Origin of the sequence: Lentzea albida, from assembly GCF_900111005.1 — a bacterium.
GTDB lineage: Bacteria > Actinomycetota > Actinomycetes > Mycobacteriales > Pseudonocardiaceae > Lentzea > Lentzea albida.
This window is the reverse complement of the sequence record NZ_FOFV01000011.1, coordinates 86,817-112,904: the sequence shown is the minus strand read 5'-3', so window position 1 is coordinate 112,904 and position 26,088 is coordinate 86,817. Positions and strand designations below refer to the sequence as shown.

Annotated in this window: 29 protein-coding genes; 16 read left to right on the top strand and 13 right to left on the bottom strand. The window is 71.5% G+C overall.

Features of this window, described 5'->3' with window-relative positions:
* Nucleotides 1-264, bottom strand: a complete 264-nt coding sequence (locus BMY74_RS25925; protein ID WP_143091705.1) for a metal-sensitive transcriptional regulator — start codon at nt 262-264, stop codon at nt 1-3.
* Between the two features lie 104 nt (nt 265-368).
* Between BMY74_RS25925 and BMY74_RS25920 the strand changes: the two genes are divergently transcribed.
* The 3 genes from BMY74_RS25920 to BMY74_RS25910 are packed head-to-tail and all read left to right on the top strand — an operon-like array spanning nt 369 to nt 1,373.
* A complete protein-coding gene (locus BMY74_RS25920; RefSeq protein WP_089920526.1) occupies nt 369-578 on the top strand; it encodes a hypothetical protein in 210 nt (69 codons plus the stop codon).
* Between the two features lie 13 nt (nt 579-591).
* Nucleotides 592-951, top strand: coding sequence for a thioredoxin (gene trxA, locus BMY74_RS25915; RefSeq protein ID WP_089920525.1), 360 nt, complete (start codon nt 592-594; stop codon nt 949-951).
* 14 nt (nt 952-965) lie between these two features.
* A complete protein-coding gene (locus tag BMY74_RS25910) occupies nt 966-1,373 on the top strand; it encodes a DUF302 domain-containing protein (protein ID WP_089920523.1) in 408 nt (135 codons plus the stop codon).
* Here BMY74_RS25910 and BMY74_RS25905 read toward each other — a convergent pair.
* Both BMY74_RS25905 and BMY74_RS25900 read right to left on the bottom strand, forming a co-directional pair.
* Nucleotides 1,345-2,676 (bottom strand): HAMP domain-containing sensor histidine kinase, encoded by a 1,332-nt coding sequence (locus BMY74_RS25905; protein ID WP_089920521.1) that lies wholly within the window; start codon nt 2,674-2,676, stop codon nt 1,345-1,347. The genes BMY74_RS25910 and BMY74_RS25905 overlap by 29 nt on opposite strands.
* Nucleotides 2,666-3,355 carry a response regulator transcription factor gene (locus tag BMY74_RS25900; RefSeq protein WP_089920519.1) on the bottom strand — a complete coding sequence of 230 codons (690 nt, stop codon included), beginning with the start codon at nt 3,353-3,355 and terminating at the stop codon, nt 2,666-2,668. The genes BMY74_RS25905 and BMY74_RS25900 overlap by 11 nt, the downstream gene beginning before the upstream one ends.
* Nucleotides 3,356-3,498: 143 nt before the next feature.
* Between BMY74_RS25900 and BMY74_RS25895 the strand changes: the two genes are divergently transcribed.
* Complete coding sequence (locus BMY74_RS25895; RefSeq protein WP_089920517.1) at nt 3,499-4,137, top strand: ferritin-like domain-containing protein; 639 nt, start codon at nt 3,499-3,501, stop codon at nt 4,135-4,137.
* A 17-nt stretch (nt 4,138-4,154) separates the two neighbouring features.
* Here BMY74_RS25895 and BMY74_RS25890 read toward each other — a convergent pair whose 3' ends face one another.
* The 3 genes from BMY74_RS25890 to BMY74_RS25880 are packed head-to-tail and all read right to left on the bottom strand — an operon-like array spanning nt 4,155 to nt 6,972.
* Nucleotides 4,155-5,003, bottom strand: a complete 849-nt coding sequence (locus BMY74_RS25890) for a sulfite exporter TauE/SafE family protein (protein WP_089920515.1) — start codon at nt 5,001-5,003, stop codon at nt 4,155-4,157.
* Nucleotides 5,004-5,008: 5 nt separating this feature from the next.
* Nucleotides 5,009-5,584 carry a rhodanese-like domain-containing protein gene (locus BMY74_RS25885; protein WP_089920513.1) on the bottom strand — a complete coding sequence of 192 codons (576 nt, stop codon included), beginning with the start codon at nt 5,582-5,584 and terminating at the stop codon, nt 5,009-5,011.
* On the bottom strand, nt 5,581-6,972 hold the full coding sequence (locus tag BMY74_RS25880; protein WP_089920895.1) for an MBL fold metallo-hydrolase: 1,392 nt from the start codon (nt 6,970-6,972) through the stop codon (nt 5,581-5,583). The genes BMY74_RS25885 and BMY74_RS25880 overlap by 4 nt, the downstream gene beginning before the upstream one ends.
* 221 nt (nt 6,973-7,193) lie before the next feature.
* Between BMY74_RS25880 and BMY74_RS44320 the strand changes: the two genes are divergently transcribed.
* The gene (locus BMY74_RS44320; protein ID WP_177229919.1) at nt 7,194-7,718 is read left to right on the top strand and encodes a DoxX family membrane protein; all 525 of its coding nucleotides are present in this window, start codon (nt 7,194-7,196) and stop codon (nt 7,716-7,718) included.
* A gap of 161 nt (nt 7,719-7,879) precedes the next feature.
* A complete protein-coding gene (locus BMY74_RS25875; RefSeq protein ID WP_177229918.1) occupies nt 7,880-9,064 on the top strand; it encodes a hypothetical protein in 1,185 nt (394 codons plus the stop codon).
* 73 nt (nt 9,065-9,137) lie between these two features.
* Here the strand turns inward: BMY74_RS25875 and ctaD are convergent, their stop codons facing one another.
* The gene (ctaD, locus tag BMY74_RS25870; RefSeq protein WP_089920511.1) at nt 9,138-10,871 is read right to left on the bottom strand and encodes an aa3-type cytochrome oxidase subunit I; all 1,734 of its coding nucleotides are present in this window, start codon (nt 10,869-10,871) and stop codon (nt 9,138-9,140) included.
* A 432-nt stretch (nt 10,872-11,303) separates the two neighbouring features.
* Here ctaD and BMY74_RS25865 point away from each other — a divergent pair, with 432 nt between their 5' ends.
* The 3 genes from BMY74_RS25865 (at nt 11,304) to BMY74_RS25855 (ending at nt 12,773) form a co-directional block, all read left to right on the top strand.
* Nucleotides 11,304-11,567 (top strand): hypothetical protein, encoded by a 264-nt coding sequence (locus tag BMY74_RS25865; RefSeq protein WP_089920509.1) that lies wholly within the window; start codon nt 11,304-11,306, stop codon nt 11,565-11,567.
* A 307-nt stretch (nt 11,568-11,874) separates the two neighbouring features.
* A complete protein-coding gene (locus BMY74_RS25860) occupies nt 11,875-12,471 on the top strand; it encodes a lipocalin family protein (RefSeq protein ID WP_089920506.1) in 597 nt (198 codons plus the stop codon).
* Complete coding sequence (locus BMY74_RS25855; protein ID WP_089920504.1) at nt 12,468-12,773, top strand: hypothetical protein; 306 nt, start codon at nt 12,468-12,470, stop codon at nt 12,771-12,773. The genes BMY74_RS25860 and BMY74_RS25855 overlap by 4 nt, the downstream gene beginning before the upstream one ends.
* 15 nt (nt 12,774-12,788) lie before the next feature.
* On the opposite strand, the gene BMY74_RS25850 is transcribed toward BMY74_RS25855, so the two are convergent.
* Both BMY74_RS25850 and argF read right to left on the bottom strand, forming a co-directional pair.
* Nucleotides 12,789-13,685 carry a carbamate kinase gene (locus tag BMY74_RS25850; protein ID WP_089920501.1) on the bottom strand — a complete coding sequence of 299 codons (897 nt, stop codon included), beginning with the start codon at nt 13,683-13,685 and terminating at the stop codon, nt 12,789-12,791.
* The gene (argF, locus tag BMY74_RS25845; RefSeq protein ID WP_245786360.1) at nt 13,685-14,920 is read right to left on the bottom strand and encodes an ornithine carbamoyltransferase; all 1,236 of its coding nucleotides are present in this window, start codon (nt 14,918-14,920) and stop codon (nt 13,685-13,687) included. Before argF ends, BMY74_RS25850 begins: the two co-directional genes overlap by 1 nt.
* 187 nt (nt 14,921-15,107) lie before the next feature.
* Between argF and BMY74_RS25840 the strand changes: the two genes are divergently transcribed.
* Nucleotides 15,108-16,145, top strand: a complete 1,038-nt coding sequence (locus BMY74_RS25840; protein WP_089920499.1) for a zinc-dependent alcohol dehydrogenase family protein — start codon at nt 15,108-15,110, stop codon at nt 16,143-16,145.
* Between the two features lie 64 nt (nt 16,146-16,209).
* Here BMY74_RS25840 and BMY74_RS25835 read toward each other — a convergent pair whose 3' ends face one another.
* Genes BMY74_RS25835 through BMY74_RS25825 form a run of 3 tightly spaced genes read right to left on the bottom strand, consistent with a single transcriptional unit; the run spans nt 16,210 to nt 17,737 of the window.
* Entirely contained in the window at nt 16,210-16,422 is a 213-nt protein-coding gene (locus BMY74_RS25835; protein WP_245786359.1) for a PLDc N-terminal domain-containing protein, read from the bottom strand.
* 2 nt (nt 16,423-16,424) lie between these two features.
* Complete coding sequence (locus BMY74_RS25830; protein ID WP_089920497.1) at nt 16,425-17,036, bottom strand: CBS domain-containing protein; 612 nt, start codon at nt 17,034-17,036, stop codon at nt 16,425-16,427.
* Between the two features lie 14 nt (nt 17,037-17,050).
* Nucleotides 17,051-17,737: a CBS domain-containing protein gene (locus BMY74_RS25825; RefSeq protein ID WP_089920495.1), complete on the bottom strand. Its 687-nt coding sequence runs from the start codon at nt 17,735-17,737 to the stop codon at nt 17,051-17,053.
* A gap of 190 nt (nt 17,738-17,927) precedes the next feature.
* Here BMY74_RS25825 and BMY74_RS25820 point away from each other — a divergent pair, with 190 nt between their 5' ends.
* The 6 genes from BMY74_RS25820 (at nt 17,928) to BMY74_RS25795 (ending at nt 25,128) form a co-directional block, all read left to right on the top strand.
* Nucleotides 17,928-18,923, top strand: coding sequence for an Acg family FMN-binding oxidoreductase (locus BMY74_RS25820; protein WP_089920493.1), 996 nt, complete (start codon nt 17,928-17,930; stop codon nt 18,921-18,923).
* Nucleotides 18,920-21,166 carry a phosphoenolpyruvate synthase gene (ppsA, locus tag BMY74_RS25815; RefSeq protein WP_089920491.1) on the top strand — a complete coding sequence of 749 codons (2,247 nt, stop codon included), beginning with the start codon at nt 18,920-18,922 and terminating at the stop codon, nt 21,164-21,166. Before BMY74_RS25820 ends, ppsA begins: the two co-directional genes overlap by 4 nt.
* Nucleotides 21,167-21,179: 13 nt before the next feature.
* Nucleotides 21,180-22,301 carry a fructose-1,6-bisphosphate aldolase/phosphatase gene (gene fbp, locus BMY74_RS25810; protein WP_089920489.1) on the top strand — a complete coding sequence of 374 codons (1,122 nt, stop codon included), beginning with the start codon at nt 21,180-21,182 and terminating at the stop codon, nt 22,299-22,301.
* Nucleotides 22,302-22,310: 9 nt separating this feature from the next.
* Nucleotides 22,311-23,321: a type I glyceraldehyde-3-phosphate dehydrogenase gene (gene gap / locus BMY74_RS25805; RefSeq protein WP_089920487.1), complete on the top strand. Its 1,011-nt coding sequence runs from the start codon at nt 22,311-22,313 to the stop codon at nt 23,319-23,321.
* A gap of 277 nt (nt 23,322-23,598) precedes the next feature.
* Nucleotides 23,599-24,093, top strand: a complete 495-nt coding sequence (locus BMY74_RS25800) for a flavodoxin domain-containing protein (protein ID WP_089920485.1) — start codon at nt 23,599-23,601, stop codon at nt 24,091-24,093.
* A 483-nt stretch (nt 24,094-24,576) separates the two neighbouring features.
* A complete protein-coding gene (locus BMY74_RS25795; protein ID WP_089920890.1) occupies nt 24,577-25,128 on the top strand; it encodes a DoxX family membrane protein in 552 nt (183 codons plus the stop codon).
* Between the two features lie 53 nt (nt 25,129-25,181).
* Here BMY74_RS25795 and BMY74_RS25790 read toward each other — a convergent pair whose 3' ends face one another.
* On the bottom strand, nt 25,182-26,087 hold the full coding sequence (locus BMY74_RS25790; protein WP_218159742.1) for a universal stress protein: 906 nt from the start codon (nt 26,085-26,087) through the stop codon (nt 25,182-25,184).
* Nucleotide 26,088: the final 1 nt, after the last annotated feature.

Genomic DNA, 26,088 nt, shown 5'->3' with positions numbered 1-26,088 from the left:
TCAGGCCAGTGCGAGGAACAGCTTCTCGAGCTGGGCGCGGTCGGCCACCGCCTGCTCGGAGTCGTCGGAGACGCACTTCTCCAGACCGCTGGCGATCAGCTTGAAGCCGGCCCGGTCCAGTGCTCGCGACGCGGCCGCCAGCTGCGTGATCACGTCCTTGCAGTCGCGGCCGGACTCGATCATCTGCACGAGCCCGCCGACCTGGCCCTGCACCCGGCGCAGCCGCTTGACCACGTCCGCGAGCACGTCTTCGTCCATCTCCACCGGCTACCTCCTCAAGTACCCCCCAGGGTACCTGAAGGGGAATGGAGGACCGCCGGGCGACGTTGGACAAGATACCCCTGGGGGTATGTGACCGGAGGAACCAGATGAACGACGGCGAACCGAAGGTGATCACGACCAGGTGCGGGCGCCACATCACCGTGGGGCACGCGGCCATCCCCGCGAGCTTGATCCGCTGGGTGACCGTGCGGATCTCGTCCGGTCACCCCGGGCACCGCAGCGAGTGGATCAGCCTGAGCCCCGCCGAGGCGTCCGAGCTCGGTGCGGCGCTGATCGCACGCGCGGCCACCAACTGAGAAGGAGACCGCTGTGGACACCATCGAACTGAACAAGGACAACTTCACCGACGTCACGACCCGCCCGGGCACGGTCCTGGTCGACTTCTGGGCGTCCTGGTGCGGCCCGTGCCGGGTCTTCGCACCGGTCTTCGAACAGGCCGCGTCACGGCACGGCGACCTCACGTTCGGCAAGGTGAACACCGAGACGGAGCCGGAACTGGCGCAGACGTTCGGCATCTCTTCCATCCCGACGCTGATGGTCATCCGTGACGGCGTCGTCGTCTACTCGCGGCCCGGCGCTCTTCCCGCCACCGCTCTCGAGGAGCTGATCACCAAGGTCGGCGAGCTCGACATGGACCAGGTGCGCGCCGCCGCACGACCCCGCCGCTGAGAGGAGCGACGACCGTGAAGTACGACCTGACCGTCACCCTCGACCTGCCTCACGACGACGCCGTGGCAGCCGTCCGCACGGCTCTGAAGGACCAGGGTTTCGGTGTGCTGACCGAGATCGACGTCCGGGCGACGCTGCGGGAGAAGCTCGGCGCCGAGATGGAGCCGTACGTGATCCTCGGAGCCTGCAACCCACCGCTGGCGCAGCGGGCGCTGGACGTCGACCGGACGATCGGCCTGCTCCTGCCGTGCAACGTGGTCGTCCGCGCGGACGCCGGACACACGGTCGTCCAGGCCCTCGCGCCGGACGTGATGACCGAGATGACGGGGCAGGAGGGACTGCGTCCGGTCGCCGAGGAGGCGGGCGTGCGTCTGCGCGCCGCGCTGGACGCGCTCACCGCGCAGGTGACCGAGGCAGGGTGATGGTGAACAGGGTGCCGTCACCGCCGGACGTGGCGGTGACGGTGCCGCCGTGGGCGGTCACGAGTTCCTTGACGACGGCGAGCCCGATGCCGGTTCCGGCCGTGCCGCGCGCGGAGTCCCCGCGCCAGCGCCGTTCGAAGACGTGCCCGAGCTCCTCCGCCGGAATGCCGGGTCCGGTGTCGTGCACCTCCACCAGCGCGGTCTCGCCGGCGCGGCGGACGCGCACCGTCACCCTCGCGCCGCGCCGGGCGTGACGCGCGCAGTTCGACAGCAGGTTGCCCAGCGCCTGGTGCAGGCGGTCGGGATCCGCGCGCACCACGACTCCGGGTTCCAGTTCGGTGACCACCTCCAGGCCGGCGGCGCGCAGATGGGCGTCGTGCGCGCGCACCGCCGTCCGCGCGACCTCGGCGAGGTCGGTCTCCCGCCACTGCAACGACAGCGCCGCGCTCTCCGCCTCGGCGAGCTCGGCCAGGTCCCGCACGATCCGGCCGAGTCGCTGCGCCTGGTCGTGCAGGGCGCTCAGGCGGGCGGCGTCCGGCTCCGCCAGCCCGTCCCGCAGCTCCTCCAGGCCCGCCTGCAGCGCGGCCAGCGGCGTGCGCAGCTCGTGCGCGACGTCACCGGTCAGGTCGCGACGCGTCCGCTCGGCGCGCGCGACCTCCTCCGCCATGTGGTCGAACGCGGTCGCGAGCTCACCGAGCTCCCCCGGTGCGTGCACCCCTGCGCGCGCCGAGCGGTCCCCGGCGGAGATGCGCCTCGCGGCGCGGGTGAGACGGGCGAGCGGCACGACGATCCGCCGGCCCACGAACCACGTGGCGAGGCCGGCGACCACCAGGGCGACGCCCGCCGCGAGCAGGATCCAGCCCCAGGCGACGTCCCGCGCGGCGGGATCGGACGGGGAGCCGAAGGCCAGCAGGACGGAGCCCACCACCGCGCCGCCCGCCACCACCCGCGTCTCGACCCGTCCCGCTCCGGTCCCGGTGTTCATCGGCATGCCGCGGCCGTGACCGGACACCGTCACGCCGTCGGCCGTCCTCACCACGAGGCGGGCCCCGGCCCCCGTCGCGAGGTCGGCGGCCGCGGCGAGGTTCACGCCGCCCCACCCGCCCGCGGCGGTGTAGGCGGCGGCGACAGCAGCGGCCACGCGGTCGGCGGCCTGCCGCCGCGCGGCCGTCTCCGCCGCCTCCAGGCCCCGGCCCGTTCCCCACAGCGCGCCGCCGGTGAGCACGACCACCGACGACAGCGCGACGACGAGGAACGCCGCGAGCAGGCGCGTGCTCAACGGGCCGAAGCGGTCACGGATCACGGCTCAGACCCAGCCGGTAGCCGACGCCGATCACCGTTCGCACCACGTCCGGCCCACCGGGGCCGAGCTTGTGGCGCAGGTTCTTCACGTGGGAGTCGATCGTGCGCTCGTACCCCTCGAACTCGTAACCGCGCACGCGGTTGATCAGCTCGTAGCGCGAGTACACCCGGCCGGGAACCGACGCGACCGCGGCGAGGATCCCCCACTCCGTGGGAGTCAGCTCCAGCAGCTCACCGTCCCAGCGCGCTTCGCGTCTCTCCTCGTCGAGCAGGAGGCGCCCCTGTCCGAAGGACACCGGTCCGGGCGGTGCGGCGGAGTTCACGCGGTGCAGCACCGCCTGCACCCGCAGCACGAGTTCGGTGGGGCTGAACGGTTTGGTCACGTAGTCGTCGGCGCCGAGCCCCAGACCGCGGATGCGGTCCTCCACCTCGCCTCGCGCGGTCAGCACGACCACCGGCGTGCGCCGCGACTCCCGTGCCGCGCGCAGCACCTCGATCCCGTCGACGTCGGGCAGGCCGAGGTCCAGCACCACCAGCGCGGCCGTGCCGTCGGCCACCACCGAGAGCGCGTGCGCGCCGGAACCCGTCGTCAGCACGGTGAACCCCGCGCGTTCGAGGTACCGGCGCAGCAGCTCGCGGATCTCCTTCTCGTCCTCCACGACGAGCACGGTCTCTGCCACAGGTCCTGTCTACGCGGACGGATCTCACCGTTCGAGGGACGAAGTACCTGCCGGGCAAGGGCTCCACGTCATCTCCACACGATCTGCGCACCGTCTTCGCGGGCGAGGCCGACGATGGGACCGTCACGAGGAAAGGAGGAGCCATGAAGACCCGGACCCGGATCGCCGCGATCACGGCGGCCGGAATCGTCGCGGCGGGTGCGTTCGCCGGGACGGTCGCACTGGCGACCGCCTCACCGCCGATGAGCGGCCCCGGCCCCGGCCACGGCCCGGTCACCACGCCGCGCGGCGGGCCGCGCGACGGAGGGTGCCTCGCCGTTCCCGGCATCACCGACCCGAGCGGCACGCTCACCGAGGTGCAGCGCACCGCGCTCGCGGCCAACGCCGAGGAGGAGAAGCTGGCCCACGACCTGTACACCGAGTTCGCCCGCCGCTACGACACGCCGGTCTTCGACCACATCGCCGCTTCGGAGACCACGCACCTCGAAGCGGTCCGGACGCTGCTGAGCCGCTACGGGATCACCGATCCCACCGCGAACCAGGCACCCGGAAAGTTCGCGACACCGGCTGTGCAGGCGACCTACGACCGGTTGCTGGCGCAGGGAGCCGCGAACCAGGACGCCGCGCTCGAGGCCGGACGCGCCGTGGAGACGGCGGACATCGCACTGCTGCGCGAGTCGCTCGGCGGACTCACCGCACCCGATGTCCAGCGCGTCTACGGCAGCCTGCTGACCGCGTCGCAACGCCACCTCGCGGCGTTCGACCGCTGGCTGAGCCGGTGAGACGAGGGTGGCGGCCCCTACTCGGGGCCGCCACCTCTGTCCGCCTTCTGCCGCCCGCGTCCGACCAGCCACGCACCGCCCGCGCCCCCCAGGAGCAGGACCGGGACCACCCAGACCGCCACTGGGAGCTCCTGCGCGAGGACGAAGCCACCCATCACGAGCACGAACCAGCCGAACCCCTTGCGCAGCGCGGTGTCCGGGATCAGCCCGGTCAGGCGCCCGCCGGCCAGGCTGCCCACCACCGCCGCGGCGGCGACCAGCAGGGTGAGCGTCCAGTCGACGTGGACGGTCGCGAGGTAGCCCGCGAGCCCCGCGAAGGACTTCATCGCGATCACCACGAGCGACGTGCCCACGGCGACCGCCATGGGCAGACCGCCCAGCAACGCCAGCGCGGGGACCACGAGAAACCCGCCCCCGGCACCGATCAGGCCGGTGACCGCGCCGACCACGAGCCCTTCGGCGACGACCCGCGGCACGGGGAGCTCCCCGTGCGGCTTCACCGGGGCGCCCTCCCGCCGGCCGCGGATCATCGCCACCGCCGTCGCGATCATCATCACGGCGAAGCCCACCAGCAGCCACGTGCCGGGCACCAGTTCCGCGAGGCGGCCACCGCCGTAGGCGCCGGCCATGCCCGCCGCTCCGAACACCAGTCCCGTCCGCCACCGCACCCGACCGGCCCGTGCGTGCGACACGGCACCGAACGCGCTGGTGACACCGACGACGAACAACGACATCGCGATGGCCTGCTTGGGTTCCTGACCTGCCAGGTAGACCAGCACCGGCACGGTCAGGATCGACCCGCCACCGCCGAGCACCCCCAGCGCGAGGCCGACGAGCACCGCGGCGAGCAGCGTGAGCACCATCATCCCGCTCACCTGCTCCGATCACCCAGCGCCGCCACCACGGACGCGAACGTCGTGCGCGGGCCCTGGTTGTAGGGCAGCCGCGAGAGCGCCGTGCCCGGCACACAGGTGTCGGTGAGGGCCGCCGTGGCCAGCCCGGCGCCGACCAGGCCCGCGAGCCAGGTCACCGGCGGCACCAGGAGACCGACCAGGACCGAGAGGAGCACCACCGCCCCCGCCACCAGCCGGACCTGGCGTTCCAGGTCCCAGCGCGGTGTCCCGTGCCGCACCGGTCCGCCCGCCGCCTGCCACGCGGTGATGCCGCCGTCGAGCAGGCGCAGGTTGGGCAGTCCCGCGGCCGCCAGCGCCCGTTCGGCCTCCACGGCCCGCCGCCCCGTCCGGCAGATCAGCACGACCTGCTCGTCCAGGTGCGCGCGCAGCTCGTCGCGGTGCTCGCGCAGCAGGTCCAGCGGCACGTTGTAGGAACCGGGGACGTGCGCGGCCTCGAACTCGCCGGGCGTGCGCACGTCGATGAGCCGCGGGCCGGCTCCGGACTCCAGCTGCCGGCGGAGCCCGGCCGCGTCCAGGGTCACCGGTGAGCTCATGCCCGCTCCCCCGCGACGGTCGCGCCGGCGTTGCCGAAGTCGTCGTCTACGTGCACCACCGGACGTCCCGCCGCGGCCAGCACGCTCGCCGCGATGGACGCCCGGTACCCGGACCGGCAGTGCACCCACACGGTTCCGGCGGGCAGTTCCGCCACCCTCCGCGGCAACTCGGGCAACGGCACGTGGACGGCGCCTTCGAGGTGTCCCTGCCGCCACTCGCCGGCCAGCCGCACGTCCAGGACTACGTCGGCGGGCGGCAGGCCGTGCGGCGGGTCGCCGGCTCGCGCGGCGGCCAGGTCGGCGAACGTGGCCACGGCCAGCTCCCCGAGACCGCTCTCGTCCCGCGCCCACTGCTCTGGTGTGCCGGTCGCGGCGGCAGCGGGACGGTCGATGCCGATCCGCGCCAGCTCCCGCTGCGCCTGCGCCACCTCCTCGGCGGACTCGCCGAGCAGCGTGATCGGAGCACCCCACGGCACCATCCAGCCGAGCCAGGTGGACATCGGCCCGTCCAGCCCGAAGCTCAGCGTGCCGATCAGGTGCTGGTGCGCGAAGGCCTTGCGCGAACGCAGGTCCACGACCCACTCCCGCGCCTCGATGCGGCCGCGCAGCTCGGCGGCGTCCGCGATCCGCACCGGCGTCAGGTCGATCAGGTCGGCGCCTTCGGCGTTCCGCACGCCCATGTGCGCGTAGTAGGCGGGATAGGCGTCGAGTCCGGCGAGCACCTGGCCGACGAAGTCGTCCGCCTCCAGGCACAGCGCGGGGTTGCTCGCCCTCTCCCTGCCGATCGTCGACGACGGCGCGTCGGCCTGCGTGGCGGAGCAGAAGCTGCCGAACCCGTGCGTGGGCCAGATCTCCGCCCCGTCCGGCAACAGGTCCGCGAGGCGGCGCACCGACGAGTGCTGGTGGTGCGCAAGGGTGTCCGCGTGCTGCTTGCCCAGCAGGTCGGTGCGACCCGTGGTGCCGAACAGCAACGAACCGCCGGTGAACACACCTTGTGGTCCTTGTGGTCCTTCTGGCCCGTACAGGACGTACGAGACGTGGTGGAACGTGTGCCCCGGTGTGGCCAGCACGGTCAGCCGCATCCGTTCGGACAGCACGATCTCGTCGCCGTCCACCACGGGCAACCGGTCGAACGCCACGTCGTCGGCACCGGCCACGACGTACACCGCCCCCGTCAGCCTCGCCAGCGCCAGACCTCCGGACACGTAGTCGTTGTGCAGGTGCGTCTCGACGACGTGGGTGATCCTGACCCCGCGCCGGCCCGCCAGCTCCACGATCCGGTCGACGTCGCGCTGCGGGTCCACCACGACCGCCACGCGTCCGTCGTGCGCCAGGTAGCTGCGGTCTCCCAGTGACGAGGTCGCCACGACCTCGACTTCCAACGACATGGTCATTTCCCTCTTCCGCACAAGGCTTTCGGCTGGTCGCTCACACTTCGCGTAGATACCCCCGGGGGTACCTGTGACACCACCGTACGCGGCATGGCGACACGCCTGCAACTACCCCCGGGGGTATCCGAACGGGGCCACTGTGCCCCGGCCGGGCGATCCGTTCGGCACTGGAGTGCCGCGAGAAGCCGGTGCTGCCATGGAAGCGGGAGGTGGAACCGGTGCAGAACTACGTCTTCTTCATCGCCCTGTGGCTCGTGTGCGCCGTGGCGACCATCGGCGGAGCACTGCTCGCTCTCCGCTGGGAGGTCGGGCTCCACGTGGGCAGGATCGCGGTGGGTGTGCTGTTCGTCGTCGGCGGCGCACTGCTCCACGTGATCAACCTGGCGCGCGGGGACGACTACGCGGGCTTCGCCGATCCCGCCCACTTCGACTGGGTGACGCGGGCGTGGCGGGCCGTCGTGCCGCCGAACCACGTCCTGCTGATCGGCCTGCTCATCGCTTTCGAGGCCGCGGCGGGGATCCTCGTGGTGGCCGGCGGGCGGTGGACCCGCCTCGGCTACCTGGCCGTGGTCGCGTTCCACGTCCCGCTGTGGCTCTTCGGGTGGTACGAGACCGTCTACGTGCTGATCATGCTGCCGCCGCTCGTGTTCCTGCTGCGGCAGGAGGTCCGGCGCGGTCACGCCGGTCACCGCGCGGACGGCGCGCACCCACTCCGGTCAGGTGCACATCGGCCGCAACGGTGACAAGGTCGTTCCCCAGCTCGGCGGGATGCCGAGCGGCTGAAGGGAACCGTTGCAGGAAAAGCACATCCCGAACAGCGGGTCCGCTGATACGCCCCCACCGGGGACTTGCACGACCGGCCTCCGGCACGGTTGCAGCCCTCGGCTCACGGAAGAGGTGCGTTGTGAACACCGTTCGAACCATTCTCCGCGGCAGCGCCGCGGCCGTCCTGGCCTTCGGATCGAGCGGCGGGGTTCTCCCCACTCCCGCCGGCGCGGTCACGACGACGTCCACGCCCGTGGTCGTGCTCGAATCCCTCGGAGGTTCCACATATCCGAACGCGCTCAACGAGCACGATCTCGTCGCCGGCATCGCCTACCTCGGGGACGGCTCGGCACGCGCTGTGCGGTGGGACCGCACGGGAAGGATCACCAGGCTCGACAGACTTTCCGGTGAGACGAGCAGCGCGGCGGTGGATCTGAACGACGCCGGAACCGCCGTGGGCACGTCAGCCGGCGAGAACGGGCACACGCGGGCCGTCCGCTGGGCGCGGGACGGGACGGTCACGGATCTGGGCACACTTCCAGGCGAGGTGGATTCCACCGCGCGTGTGATCAACAACCGTGGGACCGTCATCGGAGAAGCCGGGAACGGCCTGTCGCCGGGCCCAGGGGTGCTGTGGGACGCGACCGGTGCGATCACTGAGATCTCGCCGCACGCGACGCTCAGCGGCCTCAACAACCTCGACGTGGTCGTGGGAAACGAAGGTGCCGTCGCGAGGAAGTGGGACCGGCACGGCAACCGGCTGCCCTTGGACAGGCTGCCGGACGAGGCGTGGAGCGTCGCCCGAGGCATCAACGACCGGGGAACGGCGTTCGGGTACGCGGGCACGGCGGACGGCCGCCAGCACACCGTGCGCTGGGATTCCGAGGGCAGGGTCACGGTCCTGCGTGCTCTACGCGACAGCACCAGGTCCACACCGGTCGAGATCGACCCGCACGACGAGATCGCCGGCTTCGCGGTGGTCTCCGGTCCGGAGGGCTTCTCGCACGCGGTGAGGTGGGACGAGAACGGACGGGCGAGAGACCTGGGCACGTTGGGTGGCCGGCAGAGCATGTCGAACGACATCAACGACGAAGGCACGGTGGTCGGCCGGGCGGACGTGAGTCCGCGGAGCTTCGAGTCACACGCCGTGCGGTGGAGCCGCACCGGCCGGGCTTCCGACCTCGGCACGCTGCCCGGAGCCACCTCGAGCACAGCCACGCAGATCAACAACAGAGGCACGATCACGGGCTGGGCCGCGATGGCCGATCACAGCCGTGCCGTCCTGTGGCCCGCCGTCCGTCCGCGCTCGGAAACGACCCCGTGAGCGTGGAAGTCCGCGCGTGGCCGGTAAAGGGCGACCTGCACACCCCTGCATTCCCCCGGTCACCGCTCGGCTGTCACCGCGTCTCCCCGGTCCGCTCGGGGTCACCGGCTCCGTCCAGCGCCCGCCCGGTGAACCCGACGCGGGCTTCGCGGTGGCTGCGTTCGATCATGTGCGGGTAGTGCAGGTCGAACGCCGGCCGGTGCGACCGGATCCGGGGCAGCTCCGTGAAGTTGTGCCGCGGCGGCGGACACGACGTGGCCCACTCGAGCGAGCCGCCGAACCCCCACGGGTCGTCGACGGTCACGACCTCGCCGAACCGATAGCTCCTGACCACGTTCCAGATGAACGGCAACGTCGAGGCGCCCAGCACGTACGCGCCGACCGTGGACAGGGTGTTCAGGCCGGTGAAGCCGTCCGTGGCGAGGTAGTCGGCGTAACGGCGGGGCATGCCCTGGTTCCCGAGCCAGTGCTGCACCAGGAAGGTGAGGTGGAAGCCGACGAACGTCGTCCAGAAGTGCACCGCCGCCAGGCGTTCGTCCAGCATCCTGCCGGTGATCTTCGGGAACCAGAAGTAGATCCCGGCGAACGTGGCGAACACGATCGTGCCGTAGAGGACGTAGTGGAAGTGGGCCACCACGAAGTAGGTGTCGGACACGTGGAAGTCCAGTGGCGGTGCGGCGAGCAGGACACCGCTCAGCCCGCCGAAGAGGAACGTCACCAGGAAGCCGATCGAGAACAGCATCGGCGACTCGAAGGTCAGCCGGCCCTTCCACATCGTGCCGATCCAGTTGAAGAACTTGATGCCCGTCGGAATGGCCACCAGGAACGTCAGCAGCGCGAAGAACGGCAGCAGCACCGCGCCCGTGGCGTACATGTGGTGCGCCCACACCGCGAGGGACAGCGCGGCGATCGACAGCGTCGCCCACACCAGGCCCTTGTAGCCGAAGATCGGCTTGCGCGAGAACACCGGGACGATCTCCGAGATCACCCCGAAGAACGGCAGCGCCAGGATGTACACCTCGGGATGGCCGAAGAACCAGAACATGTGCTGCCACAACACGACTCCGCCGTTGGCCGGGTCGAAGACGTGCGCCCCGAGCAGCCGGTCGGCGAGCAGGCCGAACCCCGCCGCGGTGAGGATCGGGAACACGATCAGCACCAGAATGCTGGTGACCAGGACGTTCCAGGTGAAGATCGGCATCCGCCACATCGTCATCCCGGGGCCGCGCAGGCACACCACCGTCGTCACCATGTTGACCGCGCCGAGGATGGTGCCGAGCCCGCCCACCGCGACCCCGACGATCCAGAGGTTGGCGCCGACCCCCGGCGAGTGGGCCGCGCCGGACAGCGGGACGTAGGCGAACCAGCCGAAGTCGGCGGCGCCGCCCGGCGTCACGAAGCCGCCCAGCATGATCAGGCCGCCGAACAGGAAGAGCCAGAACGACAACGCGTTCAACCGCGGGAACGCGACGTCCGGCGAGCCGATCTGGAGCGGCAGCACGAAGTTGGCGAAGCCGAAGACGCTCGGCGTCGCGTAGAGCAGCAGCATCACCGTGCCGTGCATGGTGAACAGCTGGTTGTACTGCTCCGCGGAGAGGAACTGCAGTCCCGGCCGGGCCAGCTCGCCGCGAATGAGCATCGCCATGGCCCCGCCCACCATGAAGAAGGCGAAGGTGGTGACGAGGTACATGACGCCGATCTGCTTGTGGTCGGTGGTGCGGAGCAGGCCGAGCAGTGTCGCCCCCTTGCCCTTGCGGTGGGCGGATCCGGGGTGGATCTCGATCGGGGCCGGGACCAGTGCCGTCACAGATCTCTCCAGTGTCGTTCGCGGACGCGCCCCTCCAGGCTCGTCCGCGTGGCGGCGGGCCTGGAGGGCCCGAAGTCATCCCGCGCGGGGACCTTCGCCGCTGCCGCACCGGCCGCGGCGCAGCCCTGGTCGCCCGGCGGCACGACGTCCTCCAGGAGCAACGGTGCTCGACCAGCGGCCGGCCGGTCCGGCCCTGCGTGCGCGTGGACGCCCCTCCGGCGGCTCGCTCGCCGACGTCCGGCCTCGGACGGGTCCGGCCCTCTTCCAGGCGATCCCGGTGGCCTGGTCCAGCGTCCAGCAGCCGGGCCCGTGCGGGAACGGGTGCACGGACTCCTCCTACCGGCCCTGGCAGATCGGGACCTTGTGCTCTGACTTCGCTGCTCCGACGGCAGCAAGGTGTGTGAGTTCACACGGCCCCAAAGGAGGTTCGCGGTGCACCACACCCGCGAGAGACGCACGCCCATCGCGATCGCCCAGTACTTCGACAACGTCGTCGACTACCTCGCCCGCGAGGGCATCGACGTGACCCAGGTGGTCCTGGACCTCGAACCGGCGCGTCCGATGCGCGGCCAGGTGGTGACCGGGCGCGGGCCGGTGCTGCGCTGGCGCGAGGACCTCGGCTGGAGCAACGGGATCAGGACGACCAGCCCCGGTGCGCAGCCCGATGACGTCGCGGGGCTGCTCGACCGGATGTGACCGGTGCTGCCCGGCGACCTGGCCCGTGAGGCCCGGCTCTCCCCCGACGCCCCTGGTCCGTGAAGCTCTTGCTCGCCCTGCCCGGACCGCGGTTGGCCACGCCCACGCCGACCCGAACGGACCGCCCTGCCCGGTCCGAGGTCGACCGCCCTGACCGGCCCGAGCCACCCGGCAAGCCCGCGGTGCGCCGCGGTCCGCCCAAGGCGAACCACCCACGCCGACCCGGCCGTCCCGCCATCATGCAGGCCGTCGTCCCCGGCCCTAGCGTTCTGTGCGCAGGGCTCGTTGGGTGTCGAAAGGTGATCTCATGCGTTTCACGGCGGTGGCGGCGGCCCTCGCACTCGGTCTGTGTCTGGTCCCCGTCCCGGCGACCGCCGGCACGCCCGACGCCGAGGTGCGGCCGGTCCGCTCGCTCGACCTCGAGCGCTACCAGGGTCGCTGGGTGCAGGTGGCGGCGATCCCCCAGCCGTTCCAGGCGCAGTGCGTCCGCAACGACGGCGCGGTGTACACCCTGTTGCCGGAAGGCCAGGTCAAGGTCGTGAACTCGTGCACGCGCGAGGGTGGCGTGACGACGTCGTTGGAGGGCAGGGCCCGCCTGACCGACCCCGCCTCCACCTCGAAGCTGCAGGTGTCGTTCGTCCGGACGGCCGACGGCTGGAGCTTCGACAGGCCGGGCACCTACTGGGTGATCGGGCTCGACCGCGACTACCGCTGGGCGGTGGTCGGCGCGCCGGACCGCCGGACCGGCTTCGTGCTGGCGCGCACGCCCACTCCGTCCCGCCAGGACGTGCTCGGCATGACCAGGGCACTGCTCCGCAACGGGTACGACCTCTGCGCATTCAGGATCACCGCACAGGACGGCGGCGCTCCCGAGCCCGCTCCCGTGTGCCCCGGGCAGCGATGAGGACGGCCTGCGCCGGCGAGCTCATGACCGCCGTCGCACGGGGTGACCAGGACGCGTTCGGCCGGCTGTACGACCTCCTCGCGGGCTCGGTCTTCGGTCTCGTCACGGACGCTTTGAGGGCGGAGACCGGTCACGCCGATCCCGCCGCGGCCGAAGACGCCGCCCTCGACGCGTGGACGCACATCTGGCGCAACGCGCCAGCGCTGCTGCACCGGTCGTCCCGGCCGCTGAGCTCGGCGGAGGCGGTCACGTGGATCCTCCACGAGGTGCGCACGAGGTGCTCTGCCCCGGTGGCGGCCTGAAGCCCTCTGGGGGTATCACCGCACAGCGGTGCCCGCCGAACCCTCCAGGACGCGTGCGGCGTCGGGGAGGGCGCCGATGGCCGCCTCGGAGCCGGTCGCCAGGACGAACCGGCGGCACGCTTCGACCTTCGGTCCCATGGAACCCGCGGGGAACTCCAGCTGGTCGATCTCGCCGACGTCGAGGTGGTCCAGCGGCTCGGCACTCGGCAGCCCGAAGTCGGACATGACCGCGGACACGTCGGTCAGCAGGAGCAGTCGGTCGGCCTTGAGCGCGATCGCGAGTTCGGCGGCCGTGAGATCCTTGTCCACCACAGCTTCCACACCCTCCAGCTTCCCGTCGTCGACGACCGGTGCGCCTCCCCCGCCGGCGCAGACGACGACCGTTCCCGACCCGACCAGGTGCTCGATCGACTCCTGCTCGACCAGGCGGACCGGTTCCGGTGACGGCACGACCCGGCGCCAGTGCGGCCCGTCGGCGGCCATGGTCCAGCCGTTCCGCTCGGCCAGGCGTTCGGCGTGCTCGCGTTCGTAGACCGGGCCGATGAACTTCGTCGGCGACGCGAACGCGGGGTCCGCCGCGTCGACGACGGTCTGGGTCAGCACCGCGAGGACCGGCTTGCGCACACCCGCGTTGCGCAGGGACCGGGCCAGCCAGTAGCCGATCATGCCCTGGGTCTCGGCGCCGAGCGTGTCGAGCGGGTACGGACGCGTCAGCGCGGGATCGGCCGAGCTCTCGAGGGCCAGCAGGCCGATCTGCGGTCCGTTGCCGTGGCAGACGACGAGCTCGTGGTCGGCGGCCAGGGGCGCGAGTGCTCGTGCCGCCGCTTCGACGTGGTGCAGCTGGACCGAGGCGTCGGCGCGTTCGCCGCGCCGCAGCAGGGCGTTGCCTCCGAGAGCGACGACGACGCGCATCAGGAGGCCAGTCCGGCGATCAGGACCGCCTTGATCGTGTGGAGGCGGTTCTCGGCCTGGTCGAAGACGACCGAGTTCGGTGACGTGAAGACCTCGTCGGTGACCTCGGCGCCGTCTAGGCCGTACTGCTCGTACACGCGGCGGCCGACCTGGGTGGTGCGGTCGTGGACGGACGGCAGGCAGTGCAGGAACCTGGTGTTCGGGTTGCCGGTGGCCTTCATCAGCTCGGCGGTGACGCGGTACGGAATCAGGAGCGGGACGCGGGTGTCCCAGTCCTCCGGGGAGTCGCCCATGCTGACCCACACGTCGGTGTAGAGGAAGTCGGCGCCGCGGACGGCCTTCTCCGGTTCGTCGGTGACGAGGACGCGGGCACCGGTCCCGATGGCGAGCTCGTGGGCCTTGGCGACGACGTCGGCCGGCGGCCGCAGCGAGGCGGGTGCGGCGATCCGGACGTCCATGCCGAGCAACGCGCCGGTGATGAGCAGCGAGCGGGCGACGTTGTTGTGACCGTCGCCCACGAACGCGAAGGCGATCTCCTCCACCGGCCCGGGGTGGTTCTCGATCATGGTGAGCACGTCGGCGAGCACCTGGGTCGGGTGCCAGGAGTCGGTGAGGCCGTTCCAGACCGGGACGCCCGCGTGGTCGGCGAGTTCCTCGACGGTGTCCTGGGCGAAGCCGCGGAACTCGATGCCGTCGAACATGCGGCCGAGGACCTTCGCGGTGTCCACAACGGACTCGTCGTGTCCCGTGTGCGTGCCGGTGGGGTCGAGGTAGGTGACGTGGGCGCCCTGGTCGTGGGCCGCCACCTCGAAGGCGCAGCGGGTGCGGGTGGAGCTCTTCTCGAAGACCAGGGCGATGTTCTTGCCGATCAGCAACGGGTGCTCGGTCCCGGAGGCCTTCGCCCGCTTCAGGCCGCGGGCCTGCGAGACGAGGTCGAGGAACCGGTCCTTGGTGAGGTCCAGCTCCTTGAGCAGGGTGCCGGGGTGTCGCATCGCGTCGTCCTTTCCGATGCCGTCGCGCTGGACGGGGCAGGTCGTGCACCGGGCTCCACCGCGGCCGCGTTCGTTGCCGGGCACACCGGGCGTCGAGGAAACCGGCGAACTCGCCGAAGGCGTCGCGCGTAAACCGACCACGAGCGCGATCGCGGTGGGGAGACCGGACCTGGACGGCGCGGGCTCACCGCCGCCCGGTCTGGAACGCGTCGCGGAACACGGATTCGAGACCTCAGTGGTCACGAGTTGCTCCTCACTCCGCCGTGGACCCTCCGGCTGTCAGCCTGCGCTCCCGGCACAGGTGGCCCCACCTGCCCAGGGCACCTCGCCGCCGGGCACTTGGTCCCCTCCCGTGCGGGACCCCGGTCCCTGCGCTCCCGCCGTGCCCGCGAGAAGGCTGGACGGGCAAGCGACTCGCGAGGAGGAAGCGATGAAGGCGCTGGTCTACGGCGGTCCTGGCACACGCGAGTGGAAGGACGTCCCGAAGCCCGTGATCGAGGACCCGGCGGACGCGGTCGTGCGGGTCACCGCGGTCACGATCTGCGGCACCGACCTGCACATCCTCAAGGGGGACGTGCCCGAGGTAGAGCCCGGCCGGGTCCTCGGCCACGAGGCCGTCGGCGTGGTCGAGGAGGTCGGCTCGTCGGTCACCGGGCTCAAGCCCGGTGACCGGGTGCTCATCTCGTGCATCACCACCTGTGGGCGGTGCTCCTACTGCCGGACCGGCAGCTACGGGCAATGCCTCGGCGGCGGTGGCTGGATCCTCGGCCACACCGTCGACGGGGTGCAGGCCGAGTACGTGCGCGTGCCGTTCGCCGACACGTCGACGCACCTGCTGCCCCCGGACGTCTCCGACACCGCGGCGGTGGTGCTCGCGGACATCCTGCCCACCGCCTACGAGGTGGGCGTGCTCAACGGGACCGTGAAGCCCGCGGACACGGTCGTGGTCGTCGGAGCCGGTCCGATCGGGCTGGCGGCGATCCAGACCGCCCAGCTCTACAGCCCGGGCCACGTGGTGGCCGTGGACCTCGCGGCGTCACGGCTCGAGGCGGCCAAGCAGTTCGGCGCCGACGTCACCGCCGCCACGGCGGAAGAGGCCGAGCGGGTCGTCGGCGAGCTGACGGGCGGGCTCGGCGCGGACGTGGCGATCGAGGCCGTGGGTGTGCCGGACACGTTCGAGCTGTGCGCGAAGCTGGTGCGGCCCGGCGGGCACGTGGCGAACGTCGGCGTCCACGGCAGGCCGGCGACGCTGCACCTGGAGAACCTGTGGATCCGCAACGTCACCATCACCACCGGGCTCGTCGACACGGTGTCCACGCCGACGTTGCTGAAGATGGTGGAGGCGGGGCGGATCGACGGCGAGCGGTTCATCACGCACCGGTTCGCGCTCGGTGAGATGGCCGAGGCGTACGACGTCTTCGAGAACGCGGGTGACACCGGTGCCCTGAAGGTCGTCCTGCAGGCGTGAGATCGTTCCGCGGGCCTGAGCACGTGAAGAGGCGCCGGGGTCGCCCCGGCGCCTCTTCACGTGCTCACGTGCGCCGCCCCCAGCGGAAGTAGGCGACGGGGCCGGCGAAGTTGACCAGGATCGCGAGCGCCCACCAGGCCTTGCGCCCCCGCACGTACTCCGCGGGCCGCAGCGCCAGGTCGGTCCAGGCCGCTCCCGCGAGCAGCACCTGCACGACGCCCATCGTGACGAACGTCCTGCGCTGGCCGTCGGTCAGGTCCTTCCACCGTCTGGCCACCGTCAGATCCTCTCCGGTGCGGTGATGCGCACGTCGGTCACGCCGGCGACCGCGCGGGCCAGCACTTCGGCCACGTGCCGGTCGGTCGCGTCGTTCAGACTGTCCACGATGGACACCTTGCCCGCGTGCACCTCGACCTGCCACCGGTGGGCGGCGCCCAGGACGCCGAGGCGGTGACGGATCTCGGCCTCGATGATCCAGTCCTCGCGGCTGATGGAACGCAGCATGTCCCGCCGGGTCACGATGCCGGCGAGATGTCCCTCGTGCACGACCGGGATGCTGCGCACGTCGTGCTCCAGCATGAGGTCCGCCACCTCGGCCAGGTCGGTGTTCGGGGTGACCGTGACCGGCGGCTTCGTCATCACCTGCGCCACCACGTCCCCCGGCGCGCGCCGGGGTGCCGGGGGTTCGCCGTGCACCAGCACGCGTGGGTCCTGGGGAAGCCTGTCGCGGAGCAGTTCGGCCTCCCCCACGACACCCACGAACGTGCCTGCGGCGTCCACCACCGGCAGCACCGTGAAGCCGCGGTCGGCCAGCAGGCGAGCGGCGTCGCGGGCGCCCATGTCCGGGCTCGCCACCACGACGTCGCTGGTCATCACGTCTCGGGTCCTCATCGCTCGTCGTCCCCTCAGCCGAAGATCTCGGTCTGGCGGGGGTGCACGGTGTCGTTCCACACCGGCCGCAGCCGGTTCTGGAGGTCCACGACTCCCGGCAGCGAGCGCACGAGGTGGTCGGCGATGTCGATCTCGCTCTGGCGTTCGAGCCGTCCCTGCAGACTCACCACCCCGTCGGTCACCACGACGTCGACGGTGTCCGGGTCGACCCACAGCGTGCGCCCGAAGACCTCGTCACGGATCGTCGTCCTGAGATCGTCGTCGTCGCGCAGGTAGAGCTTGAGCAGGTCGCGCCGGGACAGCACACCGACGAGCGCTCCGTCGTCGTCCATCACGAAGAGCCTGCGGACACCGGCCTCGGCGAGCTCCCTGGCGGCCGCGCTGGCGCCGGCACCCGGCGACACCTTCCTGACGGGGCTGGTCATCACGTCCCGGGCGGTCAGCCCGGACACCTTGTCCCAGCGGTGCTTGGCGTCGCGTCCCGCGAACAGGCCGGGTGCGTCGGCGGTGCCGCCGCGGAACTCCTCCTTCGGCAGCAGATCGGCCTCCGACACGACACCGACGGGATATCCGCCGTCCAGGACGGGTACGGCGCTGATCCCGTTGTCCTCCAGCAGTTGCACGACGTCCTTGAACGTGCTCTCCACGTCCGCGGTGATCACCTCGCGCGTCATCAGCGAGGAGACAGTCGGTTCACGCATGACACACCCTCCGGTGATCTGTTCGTTCCCGTGTGCCCCAGCGTCGTCGTGCGCCCGGCCGCCGGCCACGTGCCAAAGGCGGCGCCCGCCGGGACGGCGGTCCCGCTTCGCAGGGGACCTAGGCCCCTCACCCGCGTCCGCCGGCGCTGAAAGGTTGAAAAGCGCAACTGGACACAGGGAGGTGATCCGGATGGACCGCGGTCAGCCGGACGAGAACACGCTGCGGGCGGCGGTCGCGCTCGCGTGCCGCGCGCCTTCGGTGCACAACTCCCAGCCGTGGCGCTGGGAACTCGGCAAGCACAGCCTGCACCTGTACGCCGACCGGACGCGCGGCCTGCCCGCCGTGGACCCGCTGGGAGCCGACCTCGTCATCAGCTGCGGGGCCGCACTGCACCACCTGCGCGTCGGACTGGCGGCTCTCGGGTGGCGAGCGGTCGTCCACCGGCTGCCCAACCCCGGACAGCCCGACCACCTCGCGGCCGTCGAGTTCCAGGCGGCCGAACCGAGCAAGGCGCACGTCGCTCTCGCGGCGGCGATTCCGCGCAGGCGTACGGACCGGCGGGCGTTCTCGTCCTGGGCCGTGCCGGACGAGATCGTCGCGCAGCTCGTCGCCGCCGCGCTCGCGGAGGGTGTCGAGGCCCAGGAGGTGCGGGGCCGGGCACGCGACGAACTGCTGATGGCCATCGCCAAGGCCGCCACCGCGCAGGAGGCCGATCCCGCGTACCGGGACGAGATCCGCGAGTGGACCGGTGTCTACCCCGGTGCCTCCGCGGGAGTCCCCGCGGCGAACATCCCCTCGGGCCCGCACCAGTACGGGAACCTCCAGATGCGTGAGTTCGCCCCGGGCGAGCTCAGGCAGACCGACCGGCTGCTGCTGAGCGAGGACGCCGGTTCGCTGCTGGTGCTCAGCACCTCGTCCGACGACGCGCTGTCGCGGCTGCGCGCGGGCGAGGCCACCAGCGCGGTCCTCCTCGAGGCCACGTCCGCCGGACTCGCGTGCTGCCCGCTCAGCCAGCCTCTGGAGGTCGTCGAGACGAGGGATCTCGTCCGCGACCAGGTGCTGGGCGGCTCCACCTGTCCCCAGCTCGTCATCCGGGCCGGCTGGGCCGGCTTCAACGCCGACCCGCTGCCCTCCACGCCCCGCCGTCCCCTCGTCGACGTCCTCACCCCGCAGGAGCGGTCATGAGCAGTTACATCCGGGATTTCAGCACGCTCGGCAAGGACGACACCGAGACCGCCGGTGGAAAGGGCGCCAACCTCGGTGAGCTGACCCGCGCGGGCCTTCCCGTCCCACCGGGATTCGTGGTCACGGCCGAGGCGTTCCTGAAGTCGATGGGCCAGGTCCGCGAGGACCTCGCCGGGGAGCTCGCGGTCGCACTCGACCGGGCGAGCTCGCCGGAGCGCCTCGCCGAGGCGGCCGAACGGATGCGGGACCTGGTGCGCAAGGCCGGGATCTCGGACGACGTCCGGCACGAGGTGCTGCAGGCCTACCGCGACCTGGGCCAGGACGAGTCCGTCGCCGTGCGGTCCTCCGCGACCTCGGAGGACACCGCCGGAGCGTCGTTCGCGGGCATGAACAGCACCTTCACCAACACCCGCGGCGCGCACGCCCTGCTCGACCGGCTGCTGGACTGCTGGGTGTCGTTGTTCGGCACCCGGTCGGTCGCGTACCGCGCCGAGCAGGGCATCACCGACGAGCCCGCGATCGCCGTCGTGGTGCAGAAGATGGTGAACTCCGAACGCTCCGGCGTCATGTTCACCGCCGACCCGTCCTCGGGCGACCGGGACAAGCTGCTCGTCGAGGGCTCGTTCGGCCTCGGCGAGGTCGTGGTGAGCGGCTCGGTAGAGCCGGACACGTACGTGTTGCGCCGCAACGGTGACACGGTGTCCCTTGTGGACACCCGTATCGGCCGCAAATCCCACAAGATCGTACGCGGCCCGGACGGGGCCGACCAGCGCGTCGAGCTGAGCTCCGAGGAGTCCAGCGCGCAGGTGCTCACCGAGGAGGAGGCCGTCGCCATCGGCCGGCTCGGCGTGCGCGTGCAGCGGCACTACGGCGAACCGCAGGACACCGAGTGGGCGATCGCCGACGGCAAGACCTGGCTGGTGCAGTCCCGTCCCATCACGACGTTGCCCGAGACCGTCGTCCCGCTGGACGGACCGCTGGTCGCGGGACTGGCCGCGTCGCCCGGCGTCGCGTCGGGACGGGTCAGGGTCCTGAACTCCCCCGACGAGGGCTCCCGGCTGCGTGACGGCGAGGTGCTCGTCGCCGAGATGACCAACCCCGACTGGGTGCCGACCATGCGCCGCGCGTCCGCGGTCGTCACCGACGGCGGCGGCATCACCTGCCACGCCGCGATCGTGGCGCGCGAGCTGCGCGTGCCGTGCGTCGTGGGCACCGGCTCGGCGACGTCGGTGTTGAAGGAGGGGCAGCTGATCACGGTCGACGGCAGCGCCGGTGAGGTCCGCGCCGGGTCGGCGCCGATCACCACGGCACCCCGGATCGTCGCGCCCGCCATGCCGTCCACCGAGGCGCTCGGCACCCGCGTGTACGTCAACCTCGCGCTGCCCGAGCACGCCTCAGAGGTGGCCGCGATGCCGGTCGACGGCGTCGGATTGCTGCGGGCGGAGTTCATGCTCACCGAGGCGCTCGGCGCCGAACACCCGCGCCGCTTCCTCGCCCGCAACGGGGCCGAGGACTTCCTCAACGCGATGACGTCCGCGCTGCTCAAGATCACCCACGCGTTCGCACCGCGCCCGGTCGTCTACCGCACGATGGACTTCCGCACCAACGAGTTCCGCGAGCTCAAGGGCGGGGACGCGTTCGAGAAGCACGAGCACAACCCGATGATCGGCTACCGCGGCTGCTTCCGGTACGTGGACGACCCGATGCTGTTCGGGCTGGAGCTCAGGGCGCTCGCGCGGGTCCGCGAGCAGACGCCGAACCTGCATCTGATGATCCCGTTCGTCCGCACCAAGTGGGAGCTGGAGGCCTGCCTGGAGCACATCGACCGCAGCACCCTCGGCAGGCAGCGCGGCCTGCACCGGTGGGTCATGGCCGAGGTTCCCTCGGTGGCGTACTGGATCCCCGAGTACGCCCGGTCCGGCATCGACGGGGTCTCCATCGGCAGCAACGACCTCACGCAACTGATGCTCGGCGTCGACCGCGACTCCGAGCTGTGCGCCGACCTGTTCGACGAGTCCGACCCGGCCGTGCTCGACATGATCGGCCGCATCGTCGGCGCCGCCCGCGACGCGGGCATCACCTCGTCGCTGTGCGGCCAGGCACCGTCCAACAAGCCGGAGTTCGCCGAGAAGCTCGTGGAGTTCGGCATCACCTCCATCTCGGTGAACCCCGACGCCGTTCCCGCGGCGAGGGCGGCGATCGGTTCCGCCGAACGCCGGCTCCTGCTGCGCACCCTCCACTGAACCGGAGACCACCATGATCACGCTCAGCATCATCAAGGCGGACACGGGAGGCTACGTCGGGCACTCCTCCGTGCACCCCGACATGCTGGCCGCCGCCCAGGACGCCCTGGCCACCGCCGTCAGCGATCGTCTGCTGGTCGACGCCCAGGTCGCGAGTTGCGGTGACGACATCTCGCTCATCATGACCCACGAGCACGGCGCCGACGCCGAGCCGATCCACTCGTTCGCCTGGGACACGTTCCAGCGCACCACGGAGATCGCGAAGCGCCTCGGGCTCTACGGCGCCGGGCAGGACCTGCTGTCCGACGCGTTCAGCGGCAACCTGCGCGGCATGGGACCCGGCTACGCCGAGCTGGAGTTCACCGAACGTCCCAGCGAGCCGGTCATCTGCTTCCTGGCCGACAAGACCGAGCCCGGTGCGTGGAACCTGCCGCTGTACAAGATGTTCGCCGACCCGTTCAACACCGCGGGCCTGGTGATCGACGCGAACATGCACGCCGGCTTCCGGTTCGAGGTCTACGACCTGCACGAGGAGAAGAAGATCTGGTTCGACTGCCCGGCCGACCTCTACGAGATGCTGATGTACATCGGCGCCCCGGCGCGGTACGTCATCCACTCCGTGCGGTCGAAGACGCTGGACGAGCAGGCGGCCGCCACCTCGACGCAGCGGCTGTCCCTGATCGCGGGCAAGTACGTCGGCAAGGACGACCCGGTGATGATCGTCCGGGCCCAGTCCGGCCTGCCCGCCGTCGGTGAGGTGCTGGAGCCCTTCGCATTCCCGCACAGCGTCGCCGGGTGCATGCGCGGCTCCCACCACGCGCCGATCATGCCGGTGGCCATCGGCCAGGCGCATCCCGCCCGGTTCGACGGACCGCCCCGCGTCACCGCCCTGGGCTTCCAGGTGCGCGACGGCAAGCTGATCGGCCCGCGCGACATGTTCGACGACCCGTCGTTCGACCGTGCGCGGAGCACGGCCAACGAAGTCATGGACTACATGCGGCGCCACGGTCCGTTCGAGCCCCACCGCCTGCCGCTGGAAGACCTCGAGTACACCACCATGCGGCTGCTCGAAGAGCGCCTCGCCGCCCGCTGGGAGCCGATGGCTCCCGCGCCGCTGCCCGTTCCAGCCCAGTAGGAGGAGCACATGCCGGTTCGCGTCGCCATCAACGGGTTTGGTCGGATCGGGCGGGACGTGCTGCGCGCCGCCCTCGACCGCAACGACACGGCGATCGAGATCGTCGCCGTCAACGACATCACCACGCCGGAGACCCTGGCGCACCTGCTGGCGTTCGACTCGACCTACGGTCCGTGGCGCAGGCACATCTCCGCAGAGGGGAACACGATCACGGTCGACGACCACAGCATCCTCGTCACCGCCGAGGCGGATCCGAAGGACCTCAACTGGGGCATGCTCGGGGTCGACGTCGTGATCGAGGCCAGCGGGAAGTTCCGCACCCGCGAGACCGCGGGAATCCACCTCGAACGAGGTGCGCGCAAGGTGCTCATCACCGCTCCCGGCAAGGACGTGGACGCCACGATCGTGCTGGGCGTCAACGACGACACCTACGACGCCCGCTCGCACCACGTCATCTCGAACGCGTCCTGCACGACCAACTGCGCCGCCCCGATGGCCGCCGTGCTCGACGAGGCGTTCGGCGTCGTGGAGGGCGTCATGACCACGATCCACAGCTACACCGGTGACCAGGCGCTGCTCGACCGCCCCCACAAGGACCTGCGCCGGGCACGTTCGGCGGCCGTGAACATCATCCCGACGTCCACGGGAGCGGCGCGCGCCATCGGGCAGGTCATCCCCTCGCTGAACGGCAAGCTCGACGGCTTGGCGGTGCGGGTGCCGGTCGAGGACGGCTCGCTCACCGACCTGACGGTGCGGCTCGCCGAACCGGCCACCGCGGGACAGGTGAACCGCGCCTTCTCCGAGGCCGCCGCCAGGCACCTCAAGGGAATCCTGCGCTACACCACCGACCCGGTCGTCTCCCGCGACATCATCGGCGACCCGGCGTCGTGCGTGTTCGACGCGTCGCTCACGAAGGTGCAGGGCAACGTCGTCAAGGTGATGGGGTGGTATGACAACGAATGGGGCTACGCCCACCGCACGGTCGACCTGGCGGACCGCGTCGCCCGCACGTTGCCGTGACACCGTCGTGGGGGTTCGCGCGTGACGGCGGGAACCCCCACGAGCGCGGCCCGGCGGGATGCCCGGAACGACCGCACCCCGGGCCGCCGCCCCGGGAGCCGGCCCCGGCCACCTGGTGCACGTGTGCCCTGCTCCCGCCCCGCAACCGCGGCTCAGCACGCTGGTTCGCGACGACCACGCACCCCAGCTCCACCGGGCGACGTCGGCGTCACCTGTCCCTGCCGGCGCGAGCACAAGGGCCCTGTCCCCGCCGCGGGCGCGGCGCGATGGTGTTGATATGAGCGAAGTTCTCGTCGCATACGCGACCAAGATGGGTGGTACGAAGGGAATCGCGGAGGCGATCGCGGCAAGGATCCGCGCGGCCTCGCACGAGGTGACCGTAATGGACGCCGCCGACGTCAAGTCGGTCGAGCCGTACAAGGCGGTCGTGCTGGGCAGCGCGCTCTACGCGGCGCGGTGGCGTCCGGAGGCGGTGAAGTTCCTGAAGCGCAACGCACCCGCGCTCGCGAGGAAGCCGGTCTGGTTGTTCCACAGCGGACCGCTCGGCGCGGAGGTGGAGCCGCAGAAGGCGCCGCGCAAGGTCCGTGAGCTGGCTGCCCGGATCGGTGCCGAGCAGCCGACGACGTTCGGCGGCAGGGTGACTCCCGAGAACGCGGTCGGCTTCCTCGCCAGGAAAATGGCGCAGGGCCCCATGGCCGGTGACCACCGCGACTGGGATGCGATCGACCTCTGGGCCTACAAGATCGCCGAGCACCTCGTCTCCGCACGCTGAGGCGCGGGGTGCGGCGCGGGGTGCGTCGTGATCCCTTGCTCCGGCGCGGGTTCCGCTGTGATGCCACGTTCCGGCTCGAATCGCGACGTCGATCCCACCGCAACCCCTCGCCCCACTCGGTTCGCGGCACCGATTGCCCTGTGACCCCGGTCTGTGGCTCGGATCCCGACACCGGTCCCGCGATGATCCCACGCTCCGGCGCGGATCGCAGCGCGGGTACCGCCGCGTGGCGCGCCGTGCCGCGGTACACGCGAAACCTTTCCACCGCAAGGGTTCCACGACACCAACGTCGTCCGGGGACTTCACCAGCCGACGGTCGCCCGACCATGCTCCGGGAGCACGGAGCGGCACACCGCCAGGTTCCGCGGCGGACGGTCCTCCGCCCACCGCCATCGGGCTCTTCCGCCGCGGTCCCAAGGACCCTGGGTGCGGCGTTCGAGGAACGCGAAGCTTGGTTCAGGACGAAACACCTGGGAGGTAATGATGTCCGCATTGCACGTTCCCGTCCGGACTCGAGTGGACGTGAGCGCGGCGTCCATCGCGGTGCTGCGCATCGCGACCGGACTGCTGTTCCTGTGGGCCTTCTTCGACAAGGCTTTCGGCCTCGGTTACGCCACGCAGTCGAAGAACGCCTGGTTCTCCGGAGGATCGCCCACCAAGGGCTTCCTCGGCCACGTGGACGTGGGACCGTTCCAGTCGATGTTCCAGGACTGGGCGGGGACCTGGTGGGCCGACACGCTCTTCATGGTCGGTCTTCTCGCCATCGGTCTGGCGCTGGTGCTCGGCATCGGCCTGCGGATCACGGCCGTCGCCGGCACGCTGATGATGCTGCTCATGTGGGCGGCCGAATGGCCCCCTGCCCAGCACAACGCGGCGGGAGAGGCGACCTCGTCCACGAACCCGCTCATCGACTACCACATCGTCTACGCACTCGTGCTCATCGTGGTGGCGGCGACGGCGTCCACCGCCGTGTGGAGCCTCAGCCGCTGGTGGGCCGAGCTGCCCTTCGTCCGGTCGAACACCTGGCTGAAGTGACCGCACCACGGAACGGGGCGCCGCGACCGCGGCGCCCCGTTCCCGTGTCCTGCTCACCGCGCCGCGTGCTCCACCTGCTCGGCGAGGACGGGCCGCACCAGGAGCACGGGGCACGGCGCGTGCCGGAGGACCGCCTGGCTCGTCGAACCGAGCACCATCCCGGTGAGACCTCCGGTCCCGCGGGCACCCACCACGAGCAGGGCGGCTCCGTGGGCGAACTCCACCAGCCGGTGAGCCGCCGACCCGTGCACGACGTGCGTGCTGACCTTCACACCGGGATGCCTGTCCGCGCAGGCCTCCAGCCGCTGGACGACCTTCGCCCCGCGCACGACGTCGAGCTCGGACCACACGATGCCGACGGACTCGGCGATCCCGGGCGTCCCCAGCGGCGGCCTCCAGGCGTGCACGGCCACCAGCTCGGCGCCGCGGGCCCCGGCCTCCTCGAACGCGCGGTCCAGCACGTGCCAGTTCTCCGGAGAGCCGTTGACCCCCACGACGACAGGGCCGTCCGGCACGAGGTCATCACCCCGCACCACGACCATGGGACACCGGGAGTGGCAGGACAGTCCCACCGCGACCGAGCCGAGCAGCAGGCCGGCGAACCCTCCCAGCCCGCGTGAGCCGACCACGACGAGTGCCGCCGTCTCCGACTCCTCCTCGAGCAACCGCAGCGCGGACCCGACCTCGACCCGCACCTCGACGGCGAGACCGGGCGCGACCGCCAGCGCGGCCTCGACGGCGGCCTCCGTCCAGTGCAGCGCCTCCTCGTGGAGTGCTCGCCGCGCCATGCCGGACAGGTCGGGCGCGTCCGGCGGCAACGGCAGTTCGGCGTGCACGACGCGCAGCGACGACTTCCTGCGCGCAGCCTCAGAGGCCGCCCAGCGCACTGCGCGCTGCGCGGCCTCGGAGCCGTCCAGACCCACGACCACCGTGCCGGTGTGTCCGATCGGAGTGATCACG

Bases quoted from the DNA above. Each gene is read 5' to 3' on its own strand.
- BMY74_RS25850 (WP_089920501.1), bottom strand. From the start codon at position 13,685: ATGCGCGTCGTCGTCGCTCTCGGAGGCAACGCCCTGCTGCGGCGCGGC.
- BMY74_RS25820 (WP_089920493.1), top strand. From the start codon at position 17,928: ATGGACCGCGGTCAGCCGGACGAGAACACGCTGCGGGCGGCGGTCGCG.
- BMY74_RS25840 (WP_089920499.1), top strand. From the start codon at position 15,108: ATGAAGGCGCTGGTCTACGGCGGTCCTGGCACACGCGAGTGGAAGGAC.
- BMY74_RS25890 (WP_089920515.1), bottom strand. From the start codon at position 5,003: ATGATGGTGCTCACGCTGCTCGCCGCGGTGCTCGTCGGCCTCGCGCTG.
- BMY74_RS25885 (WP_089920513.1), bottom strand. From the start codon at position 5,584: ATGAGCTCACCGGTGACCCTGGACGCGGCCGGGCTCCGCCGGCAGCTG.
- BMY74_RS25855 (WP_089920504.1), top strand. From the start codon at position 12,468: ATGAGGACGGCCTGCGCCGGCGAGCTCATGACCGCCGTCGCACGGGGT.
- BMY74_RS25860 (WP_089920506.1), top strand. From the start codon at position 11,875: ATGCGTTTCACGGCGGTGGCGGCGGCCCTCGCACTCGGTCTGTGTCTG.
- BMY74_RS25830 (WP_089920497.1), bottom strand. From the start codon at position 17,036: ATGAGGACCCGAGACGTGATGACCAGCGACGTCGTGGTGGCGAGCCCG.
- fbp (WP_089920489.1), top strand. From the start codon at position 21,180: ATGATCACGCTCAGCATCATCAAGGCGGACACGGGAGGCTACGTCGGG.
- BMY74_RS25825 (WP_089920495.1), bottom strand. From the start codon at position 17,737: ATGCGTGAACCGACTGTCTCCTCGCTGATGACGCGCGAGGTGATCACC.
- ppsA (WP_089920491.1), top strand. From the start codon at position 18,920: ATGAGCAGTTACATCCGGGATTTCAGCACGCTCGGCAAGGACGACACC.
- BMY74_RS25795 (WP_089920890.1), top strand. From the start codon at position 24,577: ATGTCCGCATTGCACGTTCCCGTCCGGACTCGAGTGGACGTGAGCGCG.
- BMY74_RS25880 (WP_089920895.1), bottom strand. From the start codon at position 6,972: ATGTCGTTGGAAGTCGAGGTCGTGGCGACCTCGTCACTGGGAGACCGC.
- BMY74_RS25920 (WP_089920526.1), top strand. From the start codon at position 369: ATGAACGACGGCGAACCGAAGGTGATCACGACCAGGTGCGGGCGCCAC.
- BMY74_RS25800 (WP_089920485.1), top strand. From the start codon at position 23,599: ATGAGCGAAGTTCTCGTCGCATACGCGACCAAGATGGGTGGTACGAAG.
- BMY74_RS25895 (WP_089920517.1), top strand. From the start codon at position 3,499: ATGAAGACCCGGACCCGGATCGCCGCGATCACGGCGGCCGGAATCGTC.
- gap (WP_089920487.1), top strand. From the start codon at position 22,311: ATGCCGGTTCGCGTCGCCATCAACGGGTTTGGTCGGATCGGGCGGGAC.